This window comes from Lishizhenia tianjinensis (assembly GCF_900116425.1).
In the GTDB taxonomy this organism is placed as follows: domain Bacteria; phylum Bacteroidota; class Bacteroidia; order Flavobacteriales_D; family Crocinitomicaceae; genus Lishizhenia; species Lishizhenia tianjinensis.
This window is the reverse complement of sequence record NZ_FPAS01000001.1, coordinates 1,301,658-1,314,013: the sequence shown is the minus strand read 5'-3', so window position 1 is coordinate 1,314,013 and position 12,356 is coordinate 1,301,658. Positions and strand designations below refer to the sequence as shown.

Sequence of the window (12,356 nt, the reverse complement as noted above, 5' to 3'; positions counted from 1 at the left end):
TCAAGTTACTGAAAAACAGGGTGGACAAAGAGAGGACAAAGTCTTCTCAACTTCTTCCTAGATGGATAAAATAAGGGCTTGAAGTTCTTTTTGGTCCTTAATATTTAATTTTTTTCTCAATCTTAAATTGGTTTTACTAACCGATTCAGGACTAATTCCAAGAGCCTTGGACATCTCCAATTTCTCTAATTTCAATTTTATCAACGCCGCTAACCTTATTTCTGCATTGGTAACATGCGGATAATTTTCTTGGAAATAGTCAAAGAAACCTCTGTGACGTTTTTCAAAGAGGCGTTTAAACTCCACCCAATCTTCATCCGTGAGGAAAGTGAAAGACTGCAACTTATCAGTCAATGCCTTCATTTCTTCTTTTTTCTCGCTGCGTGATTGTACACTGTTGATTTCTTCGTTTAGTTCGTTAATACGCTCATTTTTAAGGATAAGATTATTCAAAACCTGATTCATTTCGCTTTCTAATCGGTTTAAATCTTCCTCCATTTGCTGGTTTTTCAATTGCATTAACTCTTTTTCTTTCTTTCTTCGCTTCATGATTTGCCAAATCAAAATAGCAGAAGCAAGAATGATGGTAGAGGTTAAAATCCAAAGACTTATAATTCGAACTCTATCTGTTTTTTGTGTTTCATGTAGCAATTGAATTTCAGACTGCTTTTTCTCAAAATTAATCTGGAACTCAGTGTTTTTGATGGTTAGGAGGTCCTTAGATTTAGTGATAGAATCATTATACTCTCTATACAACTTATAGTTCTCAAAAGCCTTTTTGTAATCTCCTGTTTCCTCGTAGAGTTTTGTTTTGGTTTCGTAATACTCAAGATAACTTCCCTTTCCTTTATGGAATTCTTGTAGAGAATCATGTATGCTTAATAATTCTATGGCTTTTGCGTAGTTTCCCTTGGTAACTTGAATTCTTGCCAATAAGCTTAGGGCGTTCATAGCGCTTCCCAATTGGGAATGTTCCATACTACTTACGTAATCTATCTCAATGTATTCATATGCTTTTTCTATATCTCCTTCTAGGAAGAGAATGTTACCTATGTTTCCAGAAAGTACACCATACCAAGCCGCGTTGTTGATTTTTTTAGCAATATCCATGGCCTTTTTAAAGTTGGAAATAGCTTCTTCTGATTGATTTAAATTGGAATAAATTAAACCAATAGTATTGTAAATATTGATTTTAGAAGCATCTGATATCCCATCGCATGCTAAGCCCTTGTTGAAGGTTGTTTCAGCTTCAGAATATCTTCCAAAGAAAAAGTAAGAAATACCCAATACCTCATAGAAATCACAGGGTATTTGATGAAGGGTAGGGTTGTCTTCTACGTATAAGGCCGTTTTATATATGTAAGGGTAGGCCAATTGAAATTCACTATAACGTTGAAGTTCCTTTCCTAAATAATAAGTTACCTGTGGGTAATTTTCTCCACCTACAATTAACAAGTCTTCCAAACTGGAAAGAAATTCAATGTAATTTTTTTTCGTGGTAAAAAAATCTTCTCTGTGTTTCTTGGCATAAGATTCGATGTGAGCGTTTACTTCCTTTTTGGGAATTGCGTGCAATTCTAACTGAAGATTTTGAACGCCTTCTTTTGCTGTTAATTCACCGGCAAAAAGTTGGTGGGTTAAAAATGTAAATAATAGAATTATATAGTTTCTAATATTAAGCATTAAAATTGGGTGTTTTAGTTTCGGGAAAAGTACTAAAAAATCACCTTTATCTGTTGTATTTATTTATGTATACAAAAAAGAGACGGCCATAATCACCGTCTCTTTTGTACTATTTTATACTATTCTATTTTAGATCAAACCTGTCTAAATTCATTACCTTATTCCACGCTGCAATAAAATCGTGTACAAATTTGTCTTTTCCATCTGAACTGGCATACACTTCTGCCAAGGCTCTTAATTCCGACTGAGAACCAAATACTAAATCGGCTCTAGAACCTATCCATTTTAATTCTCCGGTTGTTCTATCTCTACCTTCGTAATATTCTTTGTGTTCTGACTTAGCCTTCCAAATGGTATTCATGTCTAAGAGATTTACAAAGAAATCATTGGTAAGCAACCCTGGCGTATGTGTAAATACTCCTGTATTAGAATTATCGAAATTTGTATTCAATACTCGCATACCACCCACTAGTACCGTAAGTTCGGGAGGGGTAAGTGTAAGTAACTGAGCTTTATCTATCAAAAGTTCTTCGGTAGAAACTTGAAACTTGTTTTTCAAGTAATTTCTAAATCCATCGGCTTTGGGCTCCAGGTAAGAAAAGCTTTCTATGTCTGTTTGCTCTTGCGTTGCATCTACTCTCCCTGGAGTAAAGGGAACAACTACATCGTGGCCTGCATCTTTTGCTGCTTGTTCTATTCCTACACATCCAGCTAGTACAATTAAATCGGCCATGGAAACCAGGTTTCCACCTTTTTCATTGAAGTTGGCTTGAATACTTTCTAATTTATCAAGAACCGTAGCTAATTGTGCAGGGTTGTTTACTGCCCAGTACTTTTGAGGTGCTAAACGAATTCTACTTCCGTTGGCACCACCTCTTTTGTCAGAACCTCTAAATGTTGAAGCCGAAGCCCAAGCTGTAGCTACCATTTCACTCACACTTAAACCTGATGATGAAATGGCATCCTTTAACGCTTTTATATCAGCATCGTTGATAACATTTCCTTGAGCTTCTGGTAATGGATCTTGCCAAAGTAGCTCTTCATTGGGTACTTCCGGACCTAAATATAAGGCCAATGGCCCCATGTCTCTGTGGGTTAATTTAAACCAAGCACGTGCAAAAGCATCTGCAAAATCTTCCGGGTTTTCATAGAATCTTCTGGATATTTTCTCGTATGCAGGATCAAACCTTAAAGATAAATCCGTGGTGAGCATAGTAGGAATTTGCTTTTTTGAAGCATCAAAAGCATGCGGAATATCAGCTTTGGCATTTTTAGCTTGCCATTGTAAGGCTCCTGCTGGACTTTTGGTTAATTCCCATTCGTACCCAAATAAATTTTCGAAGAAATAATTGCTCCATTGTGTTGGTGTCTGTGTCCAAGTAACTTCTGGTCCACCCGTAATGGCATCTGCACCTTTACCGGAACCGTGTTTAGAAATCCAACCTAACCCTTGTGCTTCCATAGGTGCAGCTTCTGGCTCTGGACCAACAAGGTCTACATCTCCTGCACCATGTGTCTTTCCAAAGGTGTGTCCACCCGCAATAAGGGCAACGGTTTCTTCATCATTCATAGCCATACGTTTAAAAGTCTCGCGTATGTCGTGTGCTGCCGCGATGGGGTCCGGATTTCCACCAGGTCCTTCAGGGTTAACGTAAATCAATCCCATTTGAACTGCAGCAAGTGGATTGTCTAAATCTCTTTCGCCCTTGTATCGTTTATCGTCTTCTAACCATTCTGTTTCATTTCCCCAGTTTACATCTTCTTCTGGTTCCCAAACATCAGCTCTTCCACCAGCGAAACCAAATGTTTTGAACCCCATGGTTTCTAGGGCAACGTTACCTGCCAATATCATTAAATCTGCCCAAGAAATTTTTTGACCGTATTTTTGTTTAATAGGCCAAAGTAACCTTCTGGCTTTATCTAAGTTGGCATTATCAGGCCAAGAGTTTAACGGAGCAAAACGTTGTTGTCCAGCTCCAGCGCCACCTCTTCCGTCACCCACACGATAGGTACCAGCACTGTGCCAAGCCATACGAATAAAAAGCGGACCATAATGGCCAAAATCAGCAGGCCACCAATCCTGAGAATCCGTCATTAGATCGGCCAAATCTTTTTTTAAACCAGCATAATCTAAACTTTGAAAAGCTTTAGCGTAGTCAAATTCTTCACCTAGAGGATTTGAGTTTGAAGCGTGTTGTCTTAAGATATCTAGTTTCAATTGGTTGGGCCACCAATCTTTATTTTTAGTTCCTGTGGATCCTGAATTGTGTGATGTAGCGTTTCCAGTAGCTCCAGTAAATGGGCATTTACCTTCTCCATTTGTTGTATCCATATTACAATTAGTTTACGTTAGAATTTGTTTTAAAAGTTAGAAAAAAATGTACTTAATGGCACTACCTTTTTCATTATTTATTTTTTGTTTCTTCTAAAGTTAATACCAGATTTACAATGGTTTTCATTGTATGTAACAATGGAGCTATAGATAATCTTTATGCTGTAGAAAGTTTTTTGAGATGTGTCGAAAATTGATGAAGGAGTTTAGGAAGGAATAGTGTGAAACTTATGTTAGAATAATAAAAGGCGGGGAAGTTAAACACGGTGTTCAGCCTCTTCTAAACTTTGAACAAAGTTGATTAAATCACCCTTGTTACTTTCTCTGATGAAATCTTTCATGCTTTTTTTTGTGAAGTTGGAAAAATCGCAAACAATGATGAGACACATGCGGAAATTGGAAAACTTTTGAAGTATTTCTCCTGCGGTGCCATTAGACAAATCGAAGAAAGTAGGGTGGAAGTTTTTCTCCTGCATAATCAGAACTTCTATGCCCTGATAATAAATGTCCCCCAAAAGGTCCAAACCATCATCTAGGTTGTTTACTAAGATATTTGGACTTTGTATTTCACCGACTTCTCGACCTTTGATTTCCTCAATTTTCACTTCGAACTTCATGGTTTAGTATTAAGTTAAAAACTAGTAAGTAAGCTCACTTAACTATATCAACGTATGATTTACGAAAAGGATGTGGGGGCATTACTCTTTAGGAAGAAAATACTATAGCTTATAAGGTATTCCAGAAAATTTCACTTACTGAGGAGTTAAATCTTTAATCAAAGGAAGTAATTTCTCTATGCTCACGTGATCCATAATAACCACCTTGTACCATTTAGGATTTTTATGATTGTCCGGTACGAGTCCGTAGGTATGAGCAATTTCTTCGGGTATGTATTGCGCTTTCATGGTAATGATGTTAGAATGAGGATTTCTAAAGTATTCCACGCCTAATTCATCCAGTTGAGCTGTAAACCACTCCGTTCTTTTTTGAAGAATGAATATTTTTTCCTGCCAACCAAAAGGACCGTAATTATTTAATATCATCCAAACTGCAATAGCATTAGCACCAGATCTACTGCCGATGAGGGTAAAATCTTCACCCTCTACGTAACTAGCTTCAGCTGTGTTGACGTAAGAAATCAATCCTTTTCTGATGAGAAAAATTCCTGTTCCATAAGGGGATTGCGCCATTTTATGGGCGTCTAAAGTGACTGAACTTACGGCAGGATTACTAAAGTTTAGAGAATTGTTCTTATCTGTAAAAGGATAATAAAAACCACCATAAGCACCGTCGACATGAATTTTATATTCAAAATTAAAGGGTGAAAGTAAGGAGACGATAGCGTCTATATCGTCTACAGAACCATACATGGTGGTCATCATGTTACAAACCACTATGATGTATTTTTTTCCTTTCGCTTTGAGTTTTTGAAAGATAAGTTCTGAGGCTGAAAGATCTATAGTCCTCGTATTTTCATCCACTGGTAATTTGGAAATATCTATTCCTAGTAAGTTAGACGCTTTGGCCATGGAGTAGTGACTGTCTTCACTGCACACAATTACAATTTCCTCCTTATTGGCATTGAATTCTTTAATAAAGTAATTTCTGTACACCCAAATTGCTTGAATGTTGGCTTCGGTTCCTCCAGAAGCTACATAACCATCTTGTTGGTAAGGTTCTCCCTTTAAAATATCTACCGCACAGATTTCTATAAGTTCTTTCTCTATTTCTTGGGTTCCCGCAAAGAAGGATTCAGAATTTCCTAGGGTATGACAACCTATGTGGTTTGGGTTTTTCACCATAACAGACATAAAAGGAGCATCTTTCAAGAAGGAAGCATCTTGGTTGAAAATTTCATCATCTAAGTAGGAAGCAGGAACACCGAGTACACCCGTGTTATCGTAATTCGTGTTTTTCTTCAAAGCTCCAAAAATGATTTCCTTAATCTCCTCTCGCGATTTTTTATTCCAAAAATGTGTCATACTCTTTAACTTCTTTTGTTGTTGCAATAGTAAGTTGAGTGGGGTAGAGGGACAAGGATAAAAATGTAGTGAAAGGTTAACATTTGTCAATTTTCATAGAAGAGGAACTACTAAGAGCGCTTGTTCTTTTCTTTCTGCCCGTGTTTACTATTTTTGAAATAGATAATTACGATACACATGAACATACATAAACCAAAAAGACATTTTGTACAAGAAGATTTAAAAATCAATGCTTGGGAAGATGTAAAACCTTATTTCGAAGATTTAACCCAAAGAGAATTAACTACCAAAGCAGATGTAGAACAATGGTTGAAGGATAAATCTGAATTAGATGCTGTTTTAGAAGAAGATGCAGCATGGCGCTATATCAGAATGACCATAGATACAAGGGACGAAGCGTTAAGTGAAGCCTATAAAGTTTTTGTTACCCAAATTCAGCCCCAACTGGCACCTTATGAAGATCAGTTGAACCGCAAATTGATGGCTTCAGAATTTGTGGATGAATTTAAAGGAGAGGATTACCACATTTACTTCCGTTCTGTGAAAACAGCATTGGAGTTGTACAGAGAGGAGAATGTTGCTTTACAGGCCGAAATTGCAGAATTGAGTCAGCAGTTTGGTAGTATTTCAGCTGCACAAACCATTGCATATAAAGGAGAAACCTTGACTATGCAAAAGGCGGCTACCTATTTAAAAGATAAGGATAGAGCTGTACGTAAGGAAGTCTATGAATTAATGACTGCCCGCAGAGCTGAGGATGTTGAAGCCTTGAATGATTTATTTACCAAATTAATAGAGAAGAGACACCAAGTAGCTTTGAATGCAGGGTTTGAGAATTTTAGGGATTATAAATTCCAAGCCATGGGACGTTTTGACTATACCAAAGAAGATTGTTTCGATTTCCATGCTTCCATCAAAAAGCACATTGTTCCTTTGGTGAAGGAAATTCAAACCAAACACAAGAATGATTTGGGTGTAGATGTTTACAGACCCTATGATACGGAGGTAGATCCGAGTGGTAAAGAAGCTTTAAAACCTTTTGAAGGAGGAGAAGAGTTGTTGCAAAAATCAATTGCTGCTATGGGGAAGATAGATCCTTATTTTGCAGACTGTATTGCTACGATGGATGAGATGAAACATTTGGATTTAGAATCTAAAGCCGGAAAATCTCCAGGAGGGTACAATTATCCCTTGTATGAAATTGGGGTTCCATTCATCTTTATGAATGCCGTAGGAGCGCAAAGAGACTTGGTAACGATGGTCCATGAAGGTGGTCATGCAGTTCACTCTTTTTTAAGTAGAGATTTGAAGTTGACAGGGTTTAAAAGCTTGCCTTCAGAAGTGGCAGAATTAGCCTCTATGTCTATGGAGTTGTTAACAATGGAACACTGGGATGAGTTTTACAAGGACGAAGACGAGTTAAAAAGAGCCAAGCGAGATCAACTCGAAACCATTTTGAAAATATTACCCTGGATTGCAACTATAGATGAATACCAACATTGGATATATGAGAATCCAACACATTCTGTTGATGAAAGAGCAGAGGCATGGTTACGAATTAGTAAAGAATATGGAACGGGTCAGGTGAACTGGGAAGGATACGAAGAAGTGAAAGCAACAAGTTGGCAACGTCAATTGCATTTATTTGAAGTTCCTTTCTACTATATAGAATATGCATTTGCTCAGCTAGGGGCATTAGGCGTGTGGAAAAACAGTAAAACGGATTTAAAAGCAGCCGTGAATAACTACAAGGAGGCTTTGAAGTTAGGTTACACGAAGAGCATTCCTGAAATTTATAAAACGGCAGGAGTGAAGTTTGATTTCTCGGATAACTATTTATCTGAGATTGCAAATTTTGTCGGAGAGGAATTGAAGGCTGTGTAAAAAAGATGAATGAAAATAAAAATCCCGGTGTATGTACATCGGGATTTTTTATGTCGTTATAATTAATTACAATTCAAAAAAGAAGGAGAACCTATATATTAAAGGGAGAAGTGCTTTGTTTCCAGAACCATCAGTTTTGGACAAAAAGTAAGAACTTCTAAAGGGTGAATTGTCGTGGTTAATCACATCATAAAACAAGCCTGCATTAATGCGAAAGAAATCCCAAGATTTGGATAATCCTCCTCCTATAAATGCCGTTGGTACCCATGAAGGTGAGTCGACAAACGTATAGTTGATGGGAGTGTGTAGGAATTCAACTTCCGTTCCTAAATAAACAATGTTATCTATTCTATAATGTAAAAAGGCTCCTCCACCATAAATGGAATAAGAGGTGCTTTGTCCTGTTAAAAAATTGTTTGCCCACACATGCTGGAACCTCACAGAGGGTCCCCAAGCAATATTTGGGTTATAGGATGCAAATTTAAATTTTGGACCTATACCTATGTTTCCGCCATTTTTAGAAAATCCCATGGCTAAGTCAAAACCAATTTCTGGTCTGCTATCTTCTTGTGCATTCACGAAATGCATGGATAACAATGTGCATGCAATTAATAGGAAACGGTGTATCATAATTGTGAATTTAATTCATTTAAGGGGGAAGGATAAATGTTGTGGTCACCTTCAAAGCGAATAAAAGTAAAATTTAAATGTTTATCGGCAAAATCCTTTTCTGCAGCATGTATTCTTTCTTCATCTAAAAACTCATCTTGGTCTCCCACAACGAAGAAATTATTGGAGTGCATAAAGGCTGAATCACTTTCTATGCCTTTTAAATCAGGTGGAAAAACGCTTGCCCAGAGCACAAAATTGTCAAAATTTACTTCGCCTAGTTGATGCCAGCGCGCTGCTGTAGCTCCCCCTTGTGAGAAACCTAAAAGTGTTCTTTTTTGGTCAGTGTTCGGTTCTATATTACGGAATACTTCATTGAGGAATTGGATATTGTCGGCGATATCATCTTCTCTTGCTTCTTTGGTCATCCAACTCGCGCCAACACGCCCACTGCTGCCTTTTAAATAAAAACGGTGCATACCTTCAGGCGCAATAATGGCTGTTTCTTCATTCACTAAATCTTTAAACTTGCGAATGAAGAATTTAGAAAGTTGTCCATATCCATGTAAAACAAAAACTAAATGTTTTGCGGTCTCAGGATTTCCTTCAACGTAGTATCTATAGCTCTTTTGGGTTCGTAATATATTTTCCATTATTCCTTTATGAATGTTGTGATGGCTTTAATAACTGCTTCTTTTTGTTCAAGGTGAGGATGGTGTCCACACTGCTCTAACATCAACTTCTGTTTCTTATTACTTTTTATGTGGTCTAAAATTAAATCAACTTGTTGTTCTGTTCCGTATTGATCTGCCCATCCCTGTAAAATAAGCGCATCAACTGTTACTTTGTCTATCTTCTTACAAATGTTCCAATCCCGAAAGAAGGGCGCTTTCCAAGTATCAGCCCACGCATAGAAGAGATCTTCTGTTTTGTCCCCATGGTATTTTTTTAAGCCATCCAACTTTCCCTTTTCATAAGCTTTAACTGCAGGTTCTATACCAGCTAAAGTCTCAGGTTCATTAATCACATGGGCTGCCATGGTAACTATTGCGTGCAGGCGATGATTATAGTCGTTGGCGTATAATAAAGCAATGGTTCCTCCGTCAGAATGTCCAACCAGTATCGCTTTTTGCTGCTCTTTTAATACCAGATCTAAAAATTCTGGAAGTTCGGTTAAAGCATATTGCTCTAAGTAGTCAGCTCCTCTTTGGGAAGTTAAGGAGGAAGATAAACCATATCCTTGTCGCTCATAAACTATTCCGGGTAAGTTTAGGCTTGCGCACAGGCGTTCAGGGAAGTCCTTCCATTGACCAATAGAACCTAAAGCTTCGTGCAGAAAAACTAGAACCGTATCGCTTTGGATTTCGGAATGGAGCAGTTGATAATGAATGTGTATGTCGTTTTTAAGCGTAACAAAAGGCATATTCTGGGCATAAAAAAAGTCGACCAAAACCTGATCGACTTTAAAGTATTAAAAAGCAGCTTACGATTTTACTCTTTCAACGTAAGTACCTGTTCTTGTATCAATTTTAATTTTCTCACCATTGTCAATGAATAGTGGAACTCTTACTTCAGCACCTGTATCTATCGTTGCAGGTTTTAAACTGTTTGTAGCAGTATCACCTTTAATACCTGGTTCTGTGTAAGTAATTTCAGCCTCAATGTACATTGGTAAATCTACCAACAAAGGAGCTTCTTCTTCAGCGTGGAAAGTGATTTCACAAATCATTCCTTCAGATAAGAATTCAGACTTGTCCACCAAAGATTTGTTAATGAATACTTGGGTAAAATCTTCTGTATTCATGAAGTGGTACCCATCATTTTCTGGGTATAAGTATTGGTAATTTCTTCTCTCAATACGAACTGGGAAAATTTTGTGTCCAGCAGAGAACGTATTATCAACCACCTTACCTGTTTCGATGTTTTTAAGTTTAGTACGAACGAAAGCAGGACCTTTACCTGGTTTAACGTGTTGGAATTCAACGATAGACCAAAGTTTCCCATTCCAATCGATGCAAAGTCCATTTTTTATATCTGAAGTATCTGCCATATTATATAGTTTGAGAATGCAAATGTAATAAATGATTGAGGAAAGTGGAGGAGGGAAGGGGTGAAAAGTTTCTTACATGAGATATTTATTGAATGTGCACAATTCTACCTGAATTTTTTTTATCCCTGGAAAGTCGTAACTTATATAAATCAAATCACAACCTAACAAAAATGGAAAATTTACAATTTTACACTGCTTTTTCTGTAGAAGAAAAGTGTATAGATTATTTTAAAAAGCACCTGAGTTATAAAGTGCAATCGTGCACAAATTGTTCTTCAGATAAATTACGATGGAATAATAGTTTTTGCGGATGGAAATGTTCTTCCTGTACGAAGAAAATATCCTTGAAGTCCATATGTTTTATGAGAGATAGTAATAAGTCATTTTCCGATTGGCTGGAAATCTTACATTTAGTTATGAACGATAAAAAACCTATTTCTGTTCAAGGAATATTGAGACAATCCAAACAAAAGAGGAACGGTACAGTTTTATATATGATTAGAAAAATTCAATTAGAACTGGGTAAGATAAATTCCAAAACGAAATATTCTAAGATCTCAGAAATTTCCTTTGAAGGGAGCCGCAAAAAGTCAATTAACTTTCCGGATAGAATAGTTGTTTGTTATAAGCCTTCAGAAAATAGAAAAAGGGATGAAATAAGATTGTTCTTGAATAATAATTATAGATGTTATGCTCGAAACCTCAAGAGAAATTTGCTTTCGACAAACTTTTCATTTCCGAAGTTGTTGGTGGATGAGGGTATAAATGAAGTGAACCAGAAGTACTATCAGCGGCAGAAAATAAAGGTAAATTGGAGGAATAAAATCACGGGTAATTTAATACGACTATTAGATGGAATTCATCATGAAGTCGCATGGTATAACCTTCAATTGATTCTGGATGAATACTGTTTTAAATACAATCGAAGGTATAGTATAGAATGGAAGGTAGATTTGTTTATGCAAGAGATTGCAATTCGTACAGGTAGAATTGCGCATACCCAATAATTTATCTTTTAAGTTTAGAATTCTTCATCACTTTTCAATTACCTTTGCCCCCATGAGAAACAACCGCGAAGAAATTTCTGATTTAGTATTCGGTGTACGTGCCGTAATTGAAGCCGTTAGAGCTGAAGTGGAAATCAACAAAATAATGATTCAAAGAGGTATGCAAAAAGACCTCTTTAAAGAATTAAAGGAAGAACTTGCAGGTAAAAACTATACCCTACAATTTGTCCCGCTAGAAAAGTTGAACCGTTTAACGCGTAAAAATCACCAAGGGGTTATCGCCTTTACTTCGCCCGTTAAATACCAAAACGTAGAGGATGTTCTTCAACAAATTTTTGAAAATGGTGACGAACCCAACTTCTTAGTTCTCGATAGAATTACCGACGTTAGAAATTTTGGAGCCATCGCAAGAACTGCAGAGTGTAGCGGGGTTCACGCCATCATCGTGCCGGCTAAAAATTCGGCTTTGGTTACCGGAGATGCCATCAAAACAAGTGCGGGAGCCTTGCACAAAATTCCCGTATGTAAAGTGGAAGATTTAACCGAGACGGTTACTTACTTAAAGTCGTCTGGATTGCGCATTGTGGCGTGTACTGAAAAGACAGATAATTTTGTGTTTGACGTAACTTTGAACGAGCCATCAGCCATCATTATGGGGTCAGAAGAAGACGGTATTTCTAAGGAGTTGTTAGACTTAGCACACCAAAGAGCCAAAGTTCCTTTACTCGGAACCATAGGGTCTTACAACGTAGGTGTGGCAACAGGAATCATACTTTATGAAAAAATGCGCCAGTTAATTACAAGCTAAT

Annotated in this window: 11 protein-coding genes; 3 read left to right on the top strand and 8 right to left on the bottom strand. The window is 37.2% G+C overall.

Annotation, left to right across the window (positions count from 1 at the left end):
- Positions 1-57: 57 nt before the first annotated feature.
- The 4 genes from BM327_RS06040 to BM327_RS06025 form a co-directional block, all read right to left on the bottom strand.
- Positions 58-1,683: a tetratricopeptide repeat protein gene (locus BM327_RS06040; RefSeq protein ID WP_090247420.1), complete on the bottom strand. Its 1,626-nt coding sequence runs from the start codon at positions 1,681-1,683 to the stop codon at positions 58-60.
- Between the two features lie 124 nt (positions 1,684-1,807).
- Positions 1,808-4,015 carry a catalase/peroxidase HPI gene (gene katG / locus BM327_RS06035; protein WP_090247419.1) on the bottom strand — a complete coding sequence of 736 codons (2,208 nt, stop codon included), beginning with the start codon at positions 4,013-4,015 and terminating at the stop codon, positions 1,808-1,810.
- A 257-nt stretch (positions 4,016-4,272) separates the two neighbouring features.
- A complete protein-coding gene (locus tag BM327_RS06030) occupies positions 4,273-4,632 on the bottom strand; it encodes a DUF4180 domain-containing protein (protein WP_090247418.1) in 360 nt (119 codons plus the stop codon).
- Between the two features lie 135 nt (positions 4,633-4,767).
- Positions 4,768-5,997 (bottom strand): pyridoxal phosphate-dependent decarboxylase family protein, encoded by a 1,230-nt coding sequence (locus BM327_RS06025; protein ID WP_090247417.1) that lies wholly within the window; start codon positions 5,995-5,997, stop codon positions 4,768-4,770.
- Between the two features lie 177 nt (positions 5,998-6,174).
- On the opposite strand from BM327_RS06025, the gene BM327_RS06020 reads away from it, so the two are divergent.
- The gene (locus BM327_RS06020) at positions 6,175-7,881 is read left to right on the top strand and encodes a M3 family oligoendopeptidase (protein WP_090247416.1); all 1,707 of its coding nucleotides are present in this window, start codon (positions 6,175-6,177) and stop codon (positions 7,879-7,881) included.
- A 66-nt stretch (positions 7,882-7,947) separates the two neighbouring features.
- On the opposite strand, the gene BM327_RS06015 is transcribed toward BM327_RS06020, so the two are convergent.
- Genes BM327_RS06015 through efp form a run of 4 tightly spaced genes read right to left on the bottom strand, consistent with a single transcriptional unit; the run spans position 7,948 to position 10,540 of the window.
- Entirely contained in the window at positions 7,948-8,511 is a 564-nt protein-coding gene (locus BM327_RS06015) for a hypothetical protein (RefSeq protein WP_139230272.1), read from the bottom strand.
- On the bottom strand, positions 8,508-9,143 hold the full coding sequence (locus BM327_RS06010) for an alpha/beta hydrolase (protein WP_090247414.1): 636 nt from the start codon (positions 9,141-9,143) through the stop codon (positions 8,508-8,510). The genes BM327_RS06015 and BM327_RS06010 overlap by 4 nt, the downstream gene beginning before the upstream one ends.
- Positions 9,143-9,913, bottom strand: coding sequence for an alpha/beta fold hydrolase (locus BM327_RS06005; protein WP_090247413.1), 771 nt, complete (start codon positions 9,911-9,913; stop codon positions 9,143-9,145). The genes BM327_RS06010 and BM327_RS06005 overlap by 1 nt, the downstream gene beginning before the upstream one ends.
- Before the next feature lie 60 nt (positions 9,914-9,973).
- Positions 9,974-10,540 carry an elongation factor P gene (gene efp / locus BM327_RS06000; RefSeq protein WP_090247412.1) on the bottom strand — a complete coding sequence of 189 codons (567 nt, stop codon included), beginning with the start codon at positions 10,538-10,540 and terminating at the stop codon, positions 9,974-9,976.
- Positions 10,541-10,956: 416 nt separating this feature from the next.
- Between efp and BM327_RS05995 the strand changes: the two genes are divergently transcribed.
- The gene (locus BM327_RS05995; RefSeq protein WP_139230271.1) at positions 10,957-11,547 is read left to right on the top strand and encodes a hypothetical protein; all 591 of its coding nucleotides are present in this window, start codon (positions 10,957-10,959) and stop codon (positions 11,545-11,547) included.
- A gap of 52 nt (positions 11,548-11,599) precedes the next feature.
- On the top strand, positions 11,600-12,355 hold the full coding sequence (rlmB, locus tag BM327_RS05990) for a 23S rRNA (guanosine(2251)-2'-O)-methyltransferase RlmB (protein ID WP_090247410.1): 756 nt from the start codon (positions 11,600-11,602) through the stop codon (positions 12,353-12,355).
- Position 12,356 lies beyond the last annotated feature (1 nt).